At 58.3% G+C, this 17,508-nt stretch carries 17 protein-coding genes and 1 pseudogene; 15 read left to right on the top strand and 3 right to left on the bottom strand.

All coding sequences use genetic code 11. The features are described from left to right. Positions 1 to 32: 32 nt before the first annotated feature. From hrcA to PAF20_RS14925, 3 genes are all read left to right on the top strand, one after another. Entirely contained in the window at positions 33 to 1,088 is a 1,056-nt protein-coding gene (gene hrcA, locus PAF20_RS14935; RefSeq protein WP_271071387.1) for a heat-inducible transcriptional repressor HrcA, read from the top strand. 65 nt (positions 1,089 to 1,153) lie between these two features. Then, complete coding sequence (locus tag PAF20_RS14930; RefSeq protein ID WP_434802961.1) at positions 1,154 to 1,645, top strand: nucleotide exchange factor GrpE; 492 nt, start codon at positions 1,154 to 1,156, stop codon at positions 1,643 to 1,645. Positions 1,646 to 1,677: 32 nt separating this feature from the next. Next, positions 1,678 to 2,304, top strand: coding sequence for an ATP-dependent Clp protease proteolytic subunit (locus PAF20_RS14925; protein ID WP_271071385.1), 627 nt, complete (start codon positions 1,678 to 1,680; stop codon positions 2,302 to 2,304). 79 nt (positions 2,305 to 2,383) lie between these two features. On the opposite strand, the gene mtgA is transcribed toward PAF20_RS14925, so the two are convergent. Beyond that, positions 2,384 to 3,109 (bottom strand): monofunctional biosynthetic peptidoglycan transglycosylase, encoded by a 726-nt coding sequence (mtgA, locus tag PAF20_RS14920; protein ID WP_271071384.1) that lies wholly within the window; start codon positions 3,107 to 3,109, stop codon positions 2,384 to 2,386. A 49-nt stretch (positions 3,110 to 3,158) separates the two neighbouring features. After that, a complete protein-coding gene (locus tag PAF20_RS14915) occupies positions 3,159 to 3,698 on the bottom strand; it encodes a DUF1269 domain-containing protein (RefSeq protein ID WP_271071383.1) in 540 nt (179 codons plus the stop codon). A 158-nt stretch (positions 3,699 to 3,856) separates the two neighbouring features. Here PAF20_RS14915 and PAF20_RS14910 point away from each other — a divergent pair, with 158 nt between their 5' ends. The 4 genes and pseudogenes from PAF20_RS14910 to PAF20_RS14895 form a co-directional block, all read left to right on the top strand. Beyond that, entirely contained in the window at positions 3,857 to 4,636 is a 780-nt protein-coding gene (locus PAF20_RS14910; protein ID WP_271071382.1) for an SDR family oxidoreductase, read from the top strand. A 711-nt stretch (positions 4,637 to 5,347) separates the two neighbouring features. Continuing rightward, entirely contained in the window at positions 5,348 to 5,830 is a 483-nt protein-coding gene (locus PAF20_RS14905) for a DUF2382 domain-containing protein (protein ID WP_271071381.1), read from the top strand. Continuing rightward, positions 5,820 to 6,683 (top strand): YsnF/AvaK domain-containing protein, encoded by an 864-nt coding sequence (locus PAF20_RS14900; protein ID WP_271071380.1) that lies wholly within the window; start codon positions 5,820 to 5,822, stop codon positions 6,681 to 6,683. Before PAF20_RS14905 ends, PAF20_RS14900 begins: the two co-directional genes overlap by 11 nt. A 367-nt stretch (positions 6,684 to 7,050) precedes the next feature. Then, positions 7,051 to 7,169 (top strand): annotated as a pseudogene (locus PAF20_RS14895) (IS3 family transposase); the annotation flags it as partial. A gap of 86 nt (positions 7,170 to 7,255) precedes the next feature. On the opposite strand, the gene PAF20_RS14890 reads toward PAF20_RS14895, so the two are convergent. Next, positions 7,256 to 8,014 (bottom strand): DeoR/GlpR family DNA-binding transcription regulator, encoded by a 759-nt coding sequence (locus PAF20_RS14890; RefSeq protein ID WP_271071379.1) that lies wholly within the window; start codon positions 8,012 to 8,014, stop codon positions 7,256 to 7,258. Positions 8,015 to 8,236: 222 nt separating this feature from the next. On the opposite strand from PAF20_RS14890, the gene glpD reads away from it, so the two are divergent. The 8 genes from glpD (at position 8,237) to glpK (ending at position 17,446) form a co-directional block, all read left to right on the top strand. Beyond that, positions 8,237 to 9,832 (top strand): glycerol-3-phosphate dehydrogenase, encoded by a 1,596-nt coding sequence (gene glpD, locus PAF20_RS14885; RefSeq protein WP_271071378.1) that lies wholly within the window; start codon positions 8,237 to 8,239, stop codon positions 9,830 to 9,832. Between the two features lie 23 nt (positions 9,833 to 9,855). Next, on the top strand, positions 9,856 to 10,944 hold the full coding sequence (locus PAF20_RS14880; protein WP_271071377.1) for an ABC transporter ATP-binding protein: 1,089 nt from the start codon (positions 9,856 to 9,858) through the stop codon (positions 10,942 to 10,944). 13 nt (positions 10,945 to 10,957) lie between these two features. Then, a complete protein-coding gene (locus PAF20_RS14875; RefSeq protein WP_271071376.1) occupies positions 10,958 to 12,040 on the top strand; it encodes an ABC transporter ATP-binding protein in 1,083 nt (360 codons plus the stop codon). Next, complete coding sequence (locus tag PAF20_RS14870) at positions 12,040 to 12,912, top strand: carbohydrate ABC transporter permease (protein WP_271071375.1); 873 nt, start codon at positions 12,040 to 12,042, stop codon at positions 12,910 to 12,912. The genes PAF20_RS14875 and PAF20_RS14870 overlap by 1 nt, the downstream gene beginning before the upstream one ends. 1 nt (position 12,913) lies before the next feature. Beyond that, a complete protein-coding gene (locus tag PAF20_RS14865) occupies positions 12,914 to 13,765 on the top strand; it encodes a carbohydrate ABC transporter permease (RefSeq protein ID WP_271071374.1) in 852 nt (283 codons plus the stop codon). A gap of 15 nt (positions 13,766 to 13,780) precedes the next feature. Next, positions 13,781 to 14,053, top strand: coding sequence for a DUF2160 domain-containing protein (locus PAF20_RS14860; protein ID WP_271071373.1), 273 nt, complete (start codon positions 13,781 to 13,783; stop codon positions 14,051 to 14,053). Positions 14,054 to 14,128: 75 nt separating this feature from the next. Further along, positions 14,129 to 15,835: an ABC transporter substrate-binding protein gene (locus PAF20_RS14855; RefSeq protein ID WP_271071372.1), complete on the top strand. Its 1,707-nt coding sequence runs from the start codon at positions 14,129 to 14,131 to the stop codon at positions 15,833 to 15,835. A gap of 111 nt (positions 15,836 to 15,946) precedes the next feature. Further along, on the top strand, positions 15,947 to 17,446 hold the full coding sequence (glpK, locus tag PAF20_RS14850) for a glycerol kinase GlpK (protein ID WP_271071371.1): 1,500 nt from the start codon (positions 15,947 to 15,949) through the stop codon (positions 17,444 to 17,446). Positions 17,447 to 17,508 lie beyond the last annotated feature (62 nt).

Here is a 17,508-nt window from a genome sequence, read left to right as displayed (position 1 = left end):
TACAGGTCAGCCAAGGACGGACGCAAGCCCACATGACAAGTCAACCCATGCTTGACGAACTCAACGAACGCTCGCGCGAAGTGTTCCGCCGCGTTGTGGAAAGCTACCTGATGACAGGAGAGCCGGTCGGCTCGCGCACGTTGATGCGTGACATGACCGAAAAGGTCAGCGCAGCGACAATCCGCAACGTCATGCAGGACCTGGAGTATCTGGGGCTTCTGGACGCGCCGCATGTCTCTGCCGGCAGGCGTCCGACACAGCAGGGCCTGCGGCTGTTTGTTGATGGGCTGATGGAGGTTGATCCCGTCGCCCCGACCGACCGAGAAAGGATCGAACAGACGCTGGATACCGAATCCTCCGATGTGTCTGCTCTGCTTGATCGCGTGGGCGGTGCGTTGTCGGCGCTGACGCATGGGGCCAGCCTTGTTCTGACGCCAAAGCATGAAGCCCCGATCCGGCATATCGAATTTGTCAGCCTTGGTACGGACAGGGCGCTTGTCGTTCTGGTATTTTCTGACGGCCATGTCGAAAACCGCCTGTTCAGCCCGCCGCCGGGCCAAACACCATCCTCCATGCGTGAGGCCGGGAATTACCTTAACGCCCTGGCCGAAGGCCGCACGCTCAGCGAGCTTCGCGATGAGATCGCGCGGGATATCATCCGCCGCCGGAAAGAGCTGGACAACCTTGCCGCAGATCTGATCGAGCAGGGCTTTGCCGCATGGGACGGAGAGGACAGCGATGCACGGCTGATCGTGCGTGGTCGTGCCAATCTGCTGGGCGCGCAGTTTGCCGATCTGGACCGCATCCGCGTCCTGTTCGACGATCTGGAACGCAAGCGTGATATCGCAAGCTTTCTGGAACTGACCGAGGGCGGCGACGGTGTTCGCATTTTTATCGGCTCTGAGAACAAGCTTTTTTCACTTTCCGGTTCCTCTCTGGTGGTTTCTCCCTATATGAACACCGACCGAAAGATCATTGGCGCTGTGGGCGTGATTGGTCCGACGCGGCTGAATTACGGTCGCATCGTGCCGATCGTTGACTATACGGCGCAACTGGTCGGGCGCGTGCTGTCCGGTGTGAAAGGATAAAGAGGATGAGCGATCAAAATTCCGATGAGCTGCCACCCGAGGAGTCCCCTCTGCCCGAGGATTTCATGGACCCGTTGAGTGACGAGGACGATATTGTTGAACGTCTGACCGCAGAACGTGATGAGATGCGCGACCGTTTCATGCGCGCGCTTGCCGATGCGGAAAACGCCCGCAAACGCGCGGATAAAGAGCGCCGCGATGCCGAACGATATGGCGGAACACGCCTGGCCCGCGACCTGCTGCCTGTCTATGACCACCTTCACCGGGCCCTTGATGCGGTACCCGAGGAACAGCGCGGTGCGAATACAGCGCTGCTGGAGGGCGTCGAACTGACCCTTCGCGAGCTGGGCAATGTATTTGGGAAGCATGGCATTACCGTTCTGCGCCCCGAAGTGGGCACCAAATTCGATCCAGAGCATCATGAGGCGATGTTTGAGGCACCGCTTCCGAACACGAAAGCCGGCGATATCATCCAACTGATGGAGCCGGGCTTCATGCTGCATGACCGGCTGTTGCGTCCCGCGAAGGTCGGCGTAAGCTCCAACCCCGGCGCGTGACGCTGGTGCAATCACTGAAACAAGAGGTTAACATGCCCAAGATTTGGCTGGACGACGAAGAAGAAGACGAGCGCGAAGAAGAACAGCCGAAGCAAGAGGGTCTGGGCCTGCCGGATGCCGGCAATATCGGCAAACTCTACTTCAAATCCCGCAATGTGATTGTCGCCGGTGAGATCAACGACAAGCTGGCACAGCGCACCGTGGCGCATCTTCTTGCGCTGTCTGAAGAAAGCGACGATCCGATCACGATGCTGATCTCTTCGCCCGGCGGCCACGTCGAATCCGGCGATATGATTCACGATATGATCAAGTTCATCCGTCCGACCGTGCGCTGCATCGGCTCTGGCTGGGTGGCTTCGGCCGGTGCGCTGATCTTTGTCGGTGCGGCGAAGGAGAATCGCTATTGCCTGCCCAACACGCGCTTTCTGCTTCACCAGCCCTCTGGCGGCATTCGTGGTACGTCCAGCGATATGATGATCCAGGCTGAACAGGTCCGTCTGATGCGCGAACGGCTGAATCAGATCTTTGCAGAAGCCACGGGTCAAAGTGTCGATAAGATCGAGAAAGACACACGCCGCGACTTCTGGCTGAATACGCAAGAAGCACTGGATTACGGTCTTTTGGGCAAGGTCATCAATTCAGTAGATGATCTGAAGTAAAGAACCTCGCTATAGTAAGGGCCGGACAGATCATCTGTCCGGCCCTTTGCTTTTGCCGTCACGGCATGCGGCTGGGATCCTATCTGAAACAGGAATCGCGACCGTCCTTTGCAATGGTTGCCGCGCCGTCGGCTATGGATCGTGATCGTTGGCTGGGCTGTGCAGTGCCGCGCTGCTTGGGTGCTGGCAGAACGGCCGCAAGCCGCGCAGCCTGAACGCGATCCAACTGATCCGGTGTCGTTCCGAAATGGTGACGCGCGGCAGCGCTGATACCGAATATACCGGGTCCGAACTCTGCCACGTTCAGATACACTTCCAGTATTCTCTTTTTGGACCAGACAGCCTCAACCACTGGCGTGACCAGGGCTTCCAGCGATTTGCGCGGCCAGCTTCGGTCCTGCCAAAGATACACATTCTTCACGACCTGCTGGCTGATGGTTGACGCGCCACCACCGCGCCCCTGCGCGATAACACGCCGGATCTCCTGCATGTCGAAACCCCAGTGGTTGCAGAAATTGGCGTCCTCTGCGGCAACGACAGAGCGCAGCATGACAGGCGAAATCTCCTCGATTTCCGCCCACTGCCGGTCGGCAATCGGATAGTCGCGAGCGTTGCGGATTATCGTCCAGGTCGTGGGGGGATTGATCACCGCGAAAAGCAAAACCAGCACAAAGATCGCTATCGCAAACCGCCAACCAAGCCAGACAAACCAACCCAACAGCCAGCGTAGCAAAGAAAAACGCCGTCGCGATTGGGGCGCGACGGCGTCATCAATTAACTCATCCTCTTGGGCATGATGACGCATTTTTGCGTCGTGTCATGGCCTTACATATGCCGTCAAGCCTCACCTTCGCTCAGCTGTTGGCTTCCGGCGCAGACGTTGCTGGCGGGACAGTCGGCGCACCCTCACCCGCCAAAGCTTCACGCAGCCGCCCTTCGTCCTCGTTCGAAAGCGAGGTCTGAATAACTCGCCCACGTTTGTGGAAGTCTGAAATCCGGTCCAGCACCTTATCCGCAGTCATTTCCCGGATAAGCAGGAATACCGCTGAACCACCCGGCGTAACCTTCTGGCCAACTTCGCGCATGAAATCATCATTAACGCCATAGTCCGTCAGATACCCCGCCAAAGCACCCGAGCCCGCACCGACTGCGGCGCCGACAAGTGGGTTCAGAAACAACAGCCCCACCAAGGTCCCCCAGAACGTCCCGCCAAGCGCACCTGCCGCCGTCAGGTTCATCGCCTGATGCAGCTGGATATCGTCAGCAGAGGGGCGCGTCACGACCACGGCGTCCTCCAGCTTGATGAGATATTCGCTTTGCAGCTTGACCAACTCCGCACGCAGTTCAAAGCCGGTGGCTTCGTCGTCGAATGCAACAACCAGAAGATCGGACATTTTATACCCTTTCCAGATTATCCCCACTGTGATCGCCGCCATTCTGTTGCAAGCGGCCGTGGCGCTTCCGCAAATCAACTCTCCGACGCTTTGGCAGGTTCCTCTGGACAAACCGTGCCGGGCGCGTTTCCTTTGCCCTTAACATACAGGAGGGTTCGATGGATTTGGGCATCAGGGGAAAGCGCGCATTGGTCTGCGCCGCGTCCAAGGGGCTGGGCCGGGGGTGCGCCGAGGCGTTGGCAGCGGAAGGCGTTGATCTGGTTATAAATGCGCGTGGAGAGGAAGCCCTGGCGAATACCGCCGCCGAGCTGGCCGACCGCTACGGCGTAACGGTTGACCACGTCGCCGCCGACATTACGACGGACGAGGGTCGGGCGAAGGTGTTGGAAGCTGCGGGCGATCTCGATATTCTCGTTAACAACGCGGGCGGTCCACCGCCGGGGCATTGGCTGGACTGGTCGCGGGACGACTTTATCAAAGCCGTTGATTCAAACATGCTGACCGCTATTGCCCTTATGCAAGCGACGGTGCCCGGTATGATGGAGCGCCGCTGGGGCCGGGTCGTCAACATAACATCCGCAGCGGTTCGTGCCCCCATTGCGGTACTGGGGCTATCCAACACGGCAAGGACCGGTCTGACCGGTTTCGTCGCAGGCATGTCCCGCGATGTCATCAAGCATGGCGTGAATGTGAACAACCTGCTGCCCGGACTTCATGCGACGGCCCGTGCCGATAGCCTTGATGGCGGGACTGCCAAGGCAGAGGGTATTTCGATTGAAGAGGCCAGGGCGCGCCGACAAGCAAGTATTCCGGCCGGCCGCTATGGCGAGGCAGGAGATTTCGGCGCAGCCTGCGCCTTTCTGTGTAGCGAGCAGGCAAAGTTTATCGTCGGCCAAAACCTGCTTCTCGATGGCGGCGCACTGAACGTTACAATGTGACGTTCTGTCTGTCCCAATCGTCGGCCAGGCGTCGGTTATGCGATGTGGGCATATTCCGTTGCGGCCGGGACACGCGAAATCCGAAGGAAGCGCATAAAAAATCGAGGGCCTCGTCTCTGTCGCCGAATCTTTGGTGTCGGAGACAAGTAATTCCTGCATGGCGGCATGATTCACGCTTCGAAAGCCAAGCGTTGAACATGTCTGATCTTCTCCGTCGCATAGTTCTGCAGACGGCGCGTTTTGAGCCTTTCTTTACTAAGCCCTGCGGACCATCCCGGCCAAGAGCAGCGCAATAGAACCATCCGTTAAGACAAGCACCCGCACAAAGTGCGAAATCGGGCCGAGACCGCGCTCGGTAGGCTGATGAATCGGCGGCGCGGTGCGACAAGACAGGATAGCTGTCCAAAGGAATTCTTCTCAATGATGGTCTGTGCGGCGGCCGTTGTTTATGGCGACTATGACGACGAGCCCTGATCTCTGGCGTTGTTACTTATCAAAACCGTTCGGCCAAAACCGGGGCAAACTCAACTTTAGTCACCAACTTTTTTGATTCTTCGGCCACCGAACGCAAGAAAACGTCATTAAGACCCCGAATTCAGGATTAATTTTCTCGCGCGGCTTCCGCGCAATCCGTTCCTTTGATTTAGATTAGCAGAACCGACGCTGCCGATGAGTGTTTCTCATGAGATGCAACCGCGAACGGGGGCCCCGGTGGCTGACGAAGACGCCAAATCTCGTGACGACCTGAATCAAAGCGAGGGGGACACCCACCGCAAAATTTCACTTGCGGAAGAAGTTGCTACGATCCGCAAGCGCGTCGTCGATCAAGGTGGCGTCAGTTTGGAAACGGTCACAGAAACGCACGATGAAATTGTCTCTGCGACCCTGAACAGCTCAAATGTCGAAGTTAAACGCGTTCCGCGGGACGAGGTGGTTAAAGTTGCTCCACCAATTCGCGAGGAAGGCAACATTACCATCATTCCCGTCCTCGAAGAGCGCGTGGTGCTTCGCACCGAACTGGTGCTGGTCGAGGAGGTGCATCTCATCCGTTCCGAAACTCGTGAAACGGTTGAAGTTCCGGTCAGCTTGCGCAGTCAGCGCGTCATCGAAACCCGTCTGGAAGCAGACGAAGCTGTCAATGAGGAAGCGCCCAACAGCGCGACCAACCTGAAGGAGGAAGACAATGACCTATGAATCAACAGGCCGCACTCTATCTGCAATGTTCGACACCAAGGCCGAGGCCGACAGGGCGGCTGCGGCGCTGCGGGAAATCGGCGCTACGGATGTTGTGTTACATGGCGAATCGAACCCAGGCTACGGCGAAGTACGCCATGAAGAAACGGAAAGCCGTGGTTTTTTCGAAGCCCTTGGGGATTTCTTTTTCCCCGATGAGGACCGGGCTGCCTATGCCGAGGGTCTCAGCCGCGGTGGTTATCTTGTGACCGCTACGAATGTGCCGGAAAATCTGGTCGCACCGTCGCTGGAAGTCCTGGAAAGCGAAGGTTCTGTCGATCTGGATGCGCGTGAAGACGAATGGCGCGGTGATGGCTGGGATCAGACAGCTTACATGAGCACTCCCGGCGCCTATGCCGCGGGCGATCCCGCGCTTGCCGTGACCGAACGTCATGACACATCCGCCGATCCGGCACTCGCCCGCGACGTCGACGCAACCGGTGAAAAGATCGATGTCGTCGAAGAGCAGCTAAATATCGGCAAGCGCGATGTAGACCTTGGCACTGTGCGGGTCCGGTCCTATGTCCGAGAGGTTCCGGTGTCGGAAGATGTCCAACTGACGTCGGAGCGCGTTGAAATTCAGCGCAATCCGGTTGACCGGGAAGCTGGTGCGGGTGCGTTTGAAGAGCGCGTGATCGAGGCACGCGAGCACTCTGAGGAAGCTATCGTTGACAAGGAGGCGCGTGTCGTTGAGGAAATCGAACTGGCCAAGAAGCGGGAAACCCGCACCGAGCATGTGGAAGACACGGTCCGCAAGACAGAGGTTGAGATCGAAGGTCGCGATACCGATGAGCGCGATCTGAACGAGCGATAATCCAGGTGTTCCAGACAGAGATTCTCAGGCGGCCGTCGGCCGCCTGTTTTGCCGTGATTTCGAATATTCATGCAGGGCGAAAGTGTTTGGCGCGATATTAAACATAGATGAAGCCACGCTTCATCAGACCATTTCTCGCTCAAAAATCCCTAAGATAATATCCGCATAAGGAGGCCTTTCCTTCGATGTTCTAGCGCTGCGGTGATGTGCCGCCTTTGCTGCCGTCGTGACAAGTTAAAGATGAAGGCTACAGTCAGTGCGGTTGTGGTAGAGGTGCAGCGACAGAGTGAGGGGGATCGACAGCGATCATGTCTTCAATATCGCGCCCACCGTGCTTGATCAGGATTTCGCGGCAACCGGGCCGAAAGTGAAAACCTTCTTCAGGACGATCAAGGCCGAGTTGATCTGGCGTCACGCTTGGGAAACCAACGGAAGGTCGAATTGACTTTGTTCGAATACATCAACGGCTGCAACAGCCCGCGCCGGGAAAAGCCCTTTAGACTTCCAGAAAAAAGGCCGCATGAAACATGCGAGCATGAGAGGACACCGGTATTTTTCCGAGATAAGTCCAGTCACGCAACGATTATCGCTGTGCCCCATTGCCGACACGATTCGGTCAGCTCCTTGGACAAGTGCGAGTCGGTAACAAACATATCGACTTCGGCCAAGGAGCCGATGCGAGCGGGTGCGCTGCGCTTGAATTTTGAGTGGTCGGCGACAAGGATTGTCTGGCGGGATTGTCGCAGGATTGCCCGGCTGACGCCGACTTCCTGAATATCGAAATCCAGAATATCCCCTTCCTGATCCAGGGCAGAACAGCCAATTACCGCCAGATCGAACTTGAACTGGCGAATGGAATCGGTGGCAAGCGTCCCGATCAGGCCGCCGTCAGAGCGGCGCAGACTGCCCCCGGTCACCAGTATCTCGCAATCCGGGTTGGCAACGAGGATGTTCGCCACGTTCATATTGTTGGTCGCCACCATCAGATCTTTGTGGCCCATAAGTTCTTGCGCGACGGCCTCGGTGCTGGTGCCGATATTGAGAAACAGTGATATGCCGTTCGGGATGTGCCTTGCGCAGGCAAGCGCCATTGACTGCTTTGCCTGACTGTTCAGGTGCCGACGCTCTTCATAGCCAATATTTATGGTTCCTGATGGAAGTACGGCACCCCCATGCACGCGCTCCAACCGTCCGGCTTCGGCAAGGTCGGACAGGTCACGGCGTATCGTTTGCAGCGTTACGCCGAAATGTTCGGCCAGCCCTTCAACGGTGACTTTGCCTTCACGGCGGGCCATTTCCAGGATCTCAGGATAGCGGAAATTTTGAGACATCGGTGTTCGCTTTTCTTTCGTTTTCGAACGCTGGGGCCAGAAAACGACAGTTTGCGCGCGGAATCCAGCCTTTTATCCGACCCGTCCTGATCAGAAGTGCAGGAATCCACGAATTTTCTATTCTCGACCCCGCGCACTCATGCAAACGAACATAAACGAAAATATATCTATTGCGTTTTTGTTAGCCATTCGGTTACGATCCGATTGTGGGGAGGCGCTGCTGTGCAGGGACATCAAATCAACGACCCGGTCGACCTGTTCGTGATCGGTGGTGGCATCAACGGTTGTGGTATCGCGCGTGACGCTGCGGGGCGGGGGCTGTCGGTGGTCCTCGCTGAAATGAACGACCTTGCCTCGGCAACGTCATCCGCATCGACAAAGCTGTTTCACGGCGGTTTGCGCTATCTGGAATATTTCGAACTGCGGCTGGTGCGAGAGGCGCTTATCGAGCGAGAGGTTTTGCTACGCGCAATGCCGCATATCAGCTGGCCGATGCGTTTCGTGCTTCCCTATCATCAGGATATGCGGTTCGAATCCGATACGCCGACTTCGAAACTGCTGGGGTTTGTGATGCCCTGGATGAAGGGGCGGCGCCCCGCGTGGCTGATCCGGTTGGGGCTTTTCCTTTACGACAATCTGGGCGGTCGCAAGCTGCTGCCACCGGCTTCGACACTTCGGCTGAGTGGCACAAAAGAAGGTGCGCCGCTGCAGGGCCGGTTCCAGCGGGCTTACGAATATTCGGATTGCTGGGTCGAGGATTCGCGTCTTGTTGCACTGAATGCGCGGGATGCCGCGGCGCGTGGGGCGCAGGTGATGACCCGTTTGCAGGTTACTCATGCGGCTCGCGAAGGCGATGTCTGGCGCGTCGAAACGAAAAATAACGATAGTGGTGAGACGCGCAGCTATTACGCGCGCTTTCTGGTGAATGCGGGTGGGCCTTGGGTTGGCGATATCATTCATGAAACAATCGACCTGCCTTCGAAGGAAGGCGTTCGGCTGGTTCGCGGCAGCCATATCGTCACGCGCAAGCTCTACGATCACGACAAGTGCTATTTCTTTCAGGGAACCGATGGCCGCATCATTTTCGCCATTCCTTATGAAACCGACTTTACGCTGATCGGGACGACGGATGCCGAGCATGATGATCCGGATACGCGTCCGGTCTGCACGGATCAGGAACGCGACTACCTGATCGACTTCGCGAACAGGTATTTTGAGCAGCCGGTCACTGCCGATGATGTGGTGTGGAGCTATTCCGGCGTGCGTCCGCTTTACGACGATGGCGCAGAAAGTGCGACGGCCGCGACGCGCGACTATACTCTGAAGGTGAATGCGGATGGCGGTGCGCCCGTGCTGAACATATTCGGCGGCAAGATCACCACCTATCGCCGGTTGGCAGAAAGCGCGTTGGAAAAGATCGGGCAGCACCTGCCGGTTCCGGGGAAGCCCTGGACAGCCGGCGTTCCGCTTGCTGGCGGGGATTTCGCGGTCGATCAGTTTAACCATTTGGTCAGCGAGCTGAGCCAGCAATACCCGTTTCTTGGCGCGGCACGGGCGCGGCGGCTTGTCCGTGCCTATGGCACCGAAGCGGGTGTTTTGCTCGGTGATGCCACAACCGTTGAGGATCTGGGGCGGGATTTCGGCGCCGGACTGACCGAGGCAGAGGTCCGCTGGCTGATGGATCACGAATTCGCCCGAACCGCAGATGATGTCGTTTGGCGGCGATCAAAGCTGGGGCTGCGGATGGATGAGGCGGCGATAGCTTCGCTGGACGAATGGATGAAGTCACGGCGCGACCACGCTCAGGCAGCGGAATAGAGACGCGGTCAGGGAGGACAGGGATGACACTGGAACTGAAGGGCGTCACGAAATCGGTCGAGGGGCAGATGCACATCGCACCCACCGATCTGACGCTGGAAAAGGGCACGATGAACGTGCTGCTGGGGCCGACGCTGTCGGGCAAAACTTCGCTGATGAGGCTGATGGCCGGTCTGGATCAGCCGACAGAAGGCAAGGTTTTCTGGGAAGGTGAGGACGTGACCGGGATGCGGGTGCAGGACCGCAAGGTCGCGATGGTTTACCAGCAGTTCATCAACTATCCCTCGATGACGGTGTACGACAATATCGCCTCGCCCATGAAACTGATGGGCGTTGGCCGCGACGAGATCGACCGACGTGTACGCGAAACGGCTGAAATGATGAAGCTGACCCCAATGCTTGAGCGCAAGCCGCTGGAGCTTTCGGGCGGGCAGCAACAGCGCTGTGCGCTCGCGCGGGCTTTGGTGAAGAATGCCGGACTGGTGCTGCTGGATGAGCCGCTGGCCAACCTGGACTATAAGCTGCGCGAGGAATTGCGGATCGAGATTCCGAAGATCTTCGAGGCCTCCGGGTCTATTTTCGTCTACGCGACGACCGAACCGGAAGAGGCGCTTTTGCTGGGTGGCAACACCGCGACGCTGTGGCAGGGCAGGGTGACGCAATTCGGGCTGACGCCGCAGGTCTATCGCCAGCCGGTCGATGCAACCACGGCGCGGGTTTTCAGCGATCCGCCGATGAATTTTCTGCAAATCGCCAAGGCCGGCGACAGGCTGATGTTCGGCAACGGACAAAGCACGCCCGCGCTTGGCCGCCTGGCGGAACTGCCCGATGGGCGTTACCTTGCGGGTTTCCGGCCCAACCATCTGCATATCAGCCAGCAGGGCCCGGATGCGATGCGCTTTACCACGCGGCTGCATGTGACTGAACTGACCGGGTCCGAAACCTTCATCCACCTGGATCATGGCGGCGACCGTTGGGTCGGGCTGATCCACGGCGTGCATGATCTGGAAATCGGCGGGCCGCTGGACGTCTTTCTGGACCCGCGCCACGTCTATGTTTTTGCTGAAGATGGCAATCTGGTCGCGCCTGCCGCCTATGCGATGGCTGCCTGAGGGGGGAACGGTTATGGCAAGGATCACACTCGATAATCTCGCGCATTCCTACAATCCACGGCCCCTGTCCGAGGCGGATTATGCGCTGAAAGAGCTCAACTATGACTGGGAGGATGGCGAGGCTTATGCCCTGCTCGGCGCGTCCGGCTGCGGCAAGTCAACGCTGCTGAACATCATCTCGGGCCTGTTGATGCCTTCGCAGGGGCGGATTCTGTTCGACGGCAAGGATGTGACGCAGGCGCCGACGGCAGAACGCAATATCGCGCAGGTTTTCCAGTTTCCGGTCGTCTATGACACCATGACGGTCTACGACAACCTCGCCTTCCCGCTTCGCAATCGCGGGCGCGAGGAATCCTATGTCGCCGAGCGCGTGCAGGAAATCGCCCGCATGATTGGGATGGAGGATATGCTGCGCAAGAAGGCGCAGGGGCTTGGCGCGGATGCCAAGCAGAAGATCAGCCTTGGGCGCGGGATGGTGCGCAAGGACGTGAATGCACTGCTGTTCGACGAACCGCTGACGGTGATCGACCCGCATATGAAGTGGGAGTTGCGCACGCAGCTGAAGAAACTGCACCACGATTTCGGTCATACGATGATCTATGTGACCCATGACCAGACGGAGGCACGGACTTTCGCCGATAAGGTGGTCGTCATGCATGATGGCCGCGTGGTCCAGATCGGCACCCCGGATGAGTTGTTTGAGAGGCCGGAGCATACTTTCGTCGGCTATTTCATCGGCTCGCCCGGCATGAACGTGCTGCCTGCCAAGGTTGAGGGCGACCGGGCCTATATCAACGGCTCAGAAATCCCGCTTGGAGGCGGCTATGGTGCGTTGGACGGGAATGTCGAGATCGGCATCCGCCCGGAATTCGCCCGCCTCAGCGCGACCGATGGCTTGCCCGTCAAGCTGCGCCGGGTGGAAGATGCGGGCCGTCACAAGATCATCCGTGCCGAATTCTTTGGCCATGACATCAACATAATCGCGGGTGAGGATGACAATATCAGCGCCGATATGAACCGGGTCAGCTTCGATGCAGGTCGGGTTAATGTCTATGCGAATGACTGGCGCGTCGCGCCGCAGGGGGAGGCTGCGTGATGCAACAGAAAACCGTTAACCAAAAGGCATGGTTTCTGGTCCTGCCGGTGCTGATCCTTGTCGCGTTTTCCGCCGTGATCCCGCTGATGACGGTGGTCAACTATTCCGTTCAGGACACCTTCGGCAACAATCAGTTCTTCTGGGCCGGGCTGGATTGGTTCCGTGAGATGCTCAGCGATGAACGCATGTGGGATGCGCTGCAAAGGCAGCTTTTCTTCTCCGCCACGATCCTGGCAATCGAGATCCCGCTTGGCATCTTCGTTGCACTGAACATGCCGAAATCCGGCTTCTGGTCGTCCTTTTGCCTGGTGGTCATGTCGTTGCCACTGCTGATCCCGTGGAACGTGGTCGGCACCATCTGGCAGATCTTCGGGCGCGTGGACATCGGGCTGCTGGGCCGGTTCCTGGAGGCGATTGGCGTCAACTACAACTACACCCAGAACTCTGTCGCGGCATGGGCCACGATTATCGTGATGGATGTGTGGCACTGGACGTCGCTGGTTGCTCTGCTGGCATTTGCCGGGCTGAAATCCATCCCCGACGCCTATTATCAGGCCGCCAAGATCGACCAGGCGAGCCGCTGGAAAGTATTCCGCTATATTGAGCTGCCAAAGATGGCGGGCGTCTTGATGATTGCGATCCTGCTGCGCTTCATGGACAGTTTCATGATCTATACGGAACCTTTCGTCGTCACCGGCGGTGGACCGGGCAATGCGACCACGCTTCTGTCGATCGACCTTGTGAAAATGGCACTTGGTCAGTTCGATCTTGGACCCGCCGCAGCCTTCTCGATCATGTATTTTCTGGTCATCCTGCTGATCTCATGGGTGTTCTACACCGTGATGACCAATCTCGACAAAAAGGGGGTGTGAGATGACCGACGCGACCGTCACAAACGCCGCGCCGCGCGCACGCAGCCTGCCGAAGGTAAAGGGAAGCGTGATCGTTATGACGATCTACCTGCTGTTCCTGATGCTGCCGATCTACTGGCTTGTGAATATGAGCTTCAAGACGAATGTCGAGATCCTTGGCAGCTTCAGCCTGTTTCCCGAAAACCCGACGCTTCAGAATTACATCACGATCCTGACCGACCCGGCGTGGTATATGGGCTATGTCAACTCGCTGATCTATGTGGTGATGAACACGGTGATCTCGCTGCTTGTCGCGCTGCCTGCCGCCTATGCATTTTCGCGCTACAGCTTCCTGGGCGACAAGCATCTGTTCTTCTGGTTGCTGACCAACCGCATGGCCCCGCCCGCCGTCTTTGCGCTGCCCTTCTTCCAGCTTTATTCGTCTATCGGGCTGTTTGATACGCATATCGCGGTGGCTCTGGCGCATTGCCTGTTCAACGTGCCGCTTGCCGTCTGGATCCTGGAAGGCTTCATGCGCGGCGTCCCGAAAGAGATCGACGAGACCGCCTATATCGACGGCTACAGCTTCCCGCGCTTCTTCGTGCGGATCTTCATGCCGCTGATCGCATCCGGCATCGGTGTCGCGGCTTTCTTCTGTTTCATGTTCTCATGGGTGGAACTTCTGCTGAGCCGGACGCTGACCACGGTGAACGCAAAGCCTATCGCCGCGACCATGACCCGTACCGTCGGTGCGGCGGGTGTCGATTGGGGTGTGCTGGCCGCCGCCGGTGTGCTGACGATCATTCCGGGCGCGCTCGTGATCTGGTTTGTCCGCAACTACATCGCCAAGGGCTTCGCCCTCGGTCGGGTTTAAGGGGAGGATACCACTATGGCTTGGATGGCTTGGACATGGCCGACCGCCGCTTTCTTCGTGATCATCGCGCTTTTGCTGGTGACGTTCACGATATTGGCAATCCGCTATCCCGAAACGCCGCGCGTTGGCGTGCTGGGGATAGAGACGACCCGTGGCGACCGGTTGTTTATCACGCTGCTGGGCTCTGCCTTCATCAATCTGGCATGGCTGGGATTGGTCGGCGTGGCACAGCCCGCAGCACTTCTGGTCTGCCTGATCTTCGCCGCAGCGGTGTTCCGCTGGGTCTGAGTTCCGCGCCGTTGCAGCGGAGGGCTGCGGTGGCGCGATGAGACGACAGCTATAAGGTTCAACAAGGAGGACATCATGAAATCGAACCTGACAACCTCAACCGCGCTCGCGCTTGCGCTTGGCCTGCTGGGAAGTCCAGCACTGGCCGATATGGAGGCCGCGACCGCATTCCTTGACGCCGAGATCGGCGATCAGTCCGCGCTTTCCCGCGAAGAGCAGGAAGCCGAAATGCAATGGTTCATTGACGCCGCCGAGCCCTTTGCCGGTATGGAAATCAAGGTCGTTTCGGAAACCATCACCACGCACGAATATGAAAGCCAGGTGCTTGCACCGGCCTTCAGCGCGATCACCGGCATCAAGGTCACCCATGACCTGATCGGCGAAGGCGATGTTGTCGAAAAGCTGCAAACGCAAATGCAGTCGGGCGAAAACATCTATGACGCTTACGTCAACGACTCGGATCTGATCGGCACCCATTGGCGCTATCAGCAGGTGCGCAACCTGACCGACTTCATGGCCAATGAGGGTGCGGATGTCACCAACCCCGGCCTTGATCTGGACGATTTCATCGGCACCCAGTTCACCACCGCGCCGGATGGCAAGCTGTATCAGCTTCCCGACCAGCAATTCGCCAACCTGTACTGGTTCCGCTATGACTGGTTCACTGATCCTGAAATCATGGCCGAATTCCAAGAACAATACGGATATGAGCTAGGCGTGCCGGTCAACTGGTCGGCCTATGAAGACATTGCCGAATTCTTCACCGGCCGCGAGATCGACGGGGTCGAGGTCTATGGCTCGATGGATTACGGCAAGAAAGACCCCTCTCTTGGCTGGCGCTATACCGATGCATGGATGTCTATGGCCGGCATGGGCGACAAGGGCGAACCCAACGGTCTTCCGGTTGATGAATGGGGCATCCGGGTGAATGAGAACTCTCAGCCGGTCGGCGCATGTATGGCGCGCGGCGGTGCGGCCAACAGCCCGGCGGCGGTCTATGCCGTCGAAAAAGCGGTTGAATGGCTGAACAAATATTCGCCGCCTTCGGCCATGGGCATGACCTTCTCGGAAGCCGGCCCGGTACCGGGGCAGGGTAACATTGCCCAGCAGATGTTCATGTACACCACCTTCGTCGCACCTCTGGTCGACAGCGAGGCCGTGATGAACGAGGACGGCACGCCGAAATGGCGCCTCGCCCCCTCGCCGCACGGCGTTTACTGGGAAGATGGCATGAAGGTCGGCTATCAGGACGTTGGTTCCTGGACACTCATGCAATCGACGCCCGAGGATCGCGCCAAGGCCGCATGGCTTTACGCGCAGTTCGTGACCTCGAAAACGGTGGATGTGAAGAAAGCCCATACCGGCCTGACCTTCATCCGCGAGTCCACCATCCAGCATGACAGCTTCAGTGAGCGCGCGCCGAACCTTGGCGGTCTGGTCGAATTCTATCGCTCGCCCGACCGTGTTCGCTGGTCGCCAACGGGTACCAACGTGCCGGATTATCCGAAGCTGGCGCAGCTGTGGTGGCAGAATATCGGTGATGCCATGTCAGGTGCGAAATCGGCACAGGACGCGCTCGATACGCTTTGCGCAGATATGGAAAGCGTGATGGAGCGGCTGGAGCGGGCCGGCATTCAGGGCGATCTGGGTCCGGTCATGAATGAGGAAAAAGATCCTCAGGAATGGTTGGACGCCGAAGGCGCGCCGAAGCCCGCCATCGAGGATACGCGTGAGGAACCGCAAACGGTGTCTTACGACGAACTCGTCAGCTCTTGGCAGTAAAATGTTTTTGGGGGCAGGGCTGACTTGCCCCCATTCTCTTATCCGCCATGTGCCCGCGCGGGCATATCGCTGATAAGAGTGTAAACGGCTCAAACACTCGGGAGGAGAGACTTGACCCATATTCTCGCGATAGATCAGGGCACGACGTCCAGCCGCGCAATCCTGTTTGACGACAAGCTGTCGGTTGTCGCATCCGCGCAGGAAGAATTTGAGCAGCATTACCCGCAAAGTGGCTGGGTCGAACATGACCCTTCCGATCTTTGGTCAACGACCGCGGCGACCTGTCGTGCGGTGATCGAAAAGGCCGGGGGCGATGCAGAAGCAATTGCCGCGATCGGTATCACCAATCAGCGCGAAACGACGCTTGTCTGGGACCGCAAGACCGGCCAGCCGGTGCATAACGCAATTGTCTGGCAGGACAGGCGCACCTCTGACCTGTGCAAACGCCTGCGGGATGAGGGGTTCGAGCCGGTCGTGACGGAAAAGACCGGGCTGCTGCTGGACCCCTATTTCTCGGCCACCAAGCTGGCTTGGATCCTCGATAATGTGGACGGCGCGCGGGAAAAGGCCAGGGTTGGCGATCTGCTGTTCGGGACTGTTGATTGCTGGCTCGTCTGGAAGCTGACCGGTGGTTCGGTTCACGCGACGGACGCGACCAATGCCGCGCGGACGATGCTTTACGATATTCGCAAGAACCGCTGGTCAACGACGATCTGCAACAAGCTGAACATCCCGATGGAGATGCTGCCAGAGGTGCGCGATTGCGATGCGAATTTCGGGCAAACGCGTGCCGATCTGTTCGGGCGTGAGATACCGATACTGGGCATTGCGGGCGATCAGCAGGCAGCGACCATCGGGCAGGCGTGCTTTTCCCCCGGCATGGTGAAATCGACCTATGGCACCGGGTGCTTCGCGCTACTGAATACGGGTGAGACGCCGGTCATGTCGGAAAACCGGCTGTTGACGACTATTGCCTATCGGATCGGCGGCAAGACGACATATGCGCTTGAAGGGTCGATCTTCATTGCCGGTGCCGTGGTCCAATGGCTGCGCGACGGGCTGAAGATCATACGCGACGCCGCCGAAACCCAACCCCTGGCGGAAAAGGCCGATGCAGGACAGGAGCTGGTTCTGGTGCCTGCCTTCACCGGGCTTGGTGCGCCCTATTGGAACGCCGATTGCCGTGGTGCGATCTTCGGTCTGACCCGCAGTTCAGGTCCGGCTGAATTTGCGCGCGCCGCATTGGAAAGCGTCGGCTTCCAGACCCGCGACCTGATAGAGGCGATGCGCGCTGACTGGGCCGCAGTTCATGGCGCGGCCAATATGCAGGCGCTGCGGGTCGATGGCGGGATGAGCGCGTCGGAATGGGCGATGCAGTTTCTGTCTGATGTGCTCGACGCCCCGGTAGAGCGCCCCGAAGTGCTGGAAACGACGGCAATGGGCGCGGCATGGTTGGCCGGGCAGAATGCGGACGTGTTGCCGGGAATGGAAGAATTTGCCGCAAGCTGGAAGAAGGACGCACAGTTCCTTCCAAAAATGGCCGAGGCAGACCGTGAACGCAAATATGCCGCCTGGAAGAAAGCCGTCAGCGCAACAATTGCTTTTGATTAGACCCGCTCGGGCCGCTTTTCGCAGTCGATATATTGTGACTGGTCCGAAGGGCGGTGCTTTCA

This window comes from Paracoccus albus, assembly GCF_027913035.1.
GTDB lineage: Bacteria > Pseudomonadota > Alphaproteobacteria > Rhodobacterales > Rhodobacteraceae > Paracoccus > Paracoccus albus.
The sequence above is the reverse complement of the archived record's forward strand: the minus strand, read 5'-3'. Positions and strand labels throughout refer to the sequence as shown.

Excerpts from the sequence above, each read along its gene's own strand:
- hrcA (WP_271071387.1), top strand. The coding sequence starts at position 33 with ATGACAAGTCAACCCATGCTTGACGAACTCAACGAACGCTCGCGCGAA.
- PAF20_RS14930 (WP_434802961.1), top strand. The coding sequence starts at position 1,154 with ATGGACCCGTTGAGTGACGAGGACGATATTGTTGAACGTCTGACCGCA.
- PAF20_RS14925 (WP_271071385.1), top strand. The coding sequence starts at position 1,678 with ATGCCCAAGATTTGGCTGGACGACGAAGAAGAAGACGAGCGCGAAGAA.
- mtgA (WP_271071384.1), bottom strand. The coding sequence starts at position 3,109 with ATGCGTCATCATGCCCAAGAGGATGAGTTAATTGATGACGCCGTCGCG.
- PAF20_RS14915 (WP_271071383.1), bottom strand. The coding sequence starts at position 3,698 with ATGTCCGATCTTCTGGTTGTTGCATTCGACGACGAAGCCACCGGCTTT.
- PAF20_RS14910 (WP_271071382.1), top strand. The coding sequence starts at position 3,857 with ATGGATTTGGGCATCAGGGGAAAGCGCGCATTGGTCTGCGCCGCGTCC.
- PAF20_RS14900 (WP_271071380.1), top strand. The coding sequence starts at position 5,820 with ATGACCTATGAATCAACAGGCCGCACTCTATCTGCAATGTTCGACACC.
- PAF20_RS14890 (WP_271071379.1), bottom strand. The coding sequence starts at position 8,014 with ATGTCTCAAAATTTCCGCTATCCTGAGATCCTGGAAATGGCCCGCCGT.
- PAF20_RS14880 (WP_271071377.1), top strand. The coding sequence starts at position 9,856 with ATGACACTGGAACTGAAGGGCGTCACGAAATCGGTCGAGGGGCAGATG.
- PAF20_RS14875 (WP_271071376.1), top strand. The coding sequence starts at position 10,958 with ATGGCAAGGATCACACTCGATAATCTCGCGCATTCCTACAATCCACGG.
- PAF20_RS14870 (WP_271071375.1), top strand. The coding sequence starts at position 12,040 with ATGCAACAGAAAACCGTTAACCAAAAGGCATGGTTTCTGGTCCTGCCG.
- PAF20_RS14865 (WP_271071374.1), top strand. The coding sequence starts at position 12,914 with ATGACCGACGCGACCGTCACAAACGCCGCGCCGCGCGCACGCAGCCTG.
- PAF20_RS14860 (WP_271071373.1), top strand. The coding sequence starts at position 13,781 with ATGGCTTGGATGGCTTGGACATGGCCGACCGCCGCTTTCTTCGTGATC.
- PAF20_RS14855 (WP_271071372.1), top strand. The coding sequence starts at position 14,129 with ATGAAATCGAACCTGACAACCTCAACCGCGCTCGCGCTTGCGCTTGGC.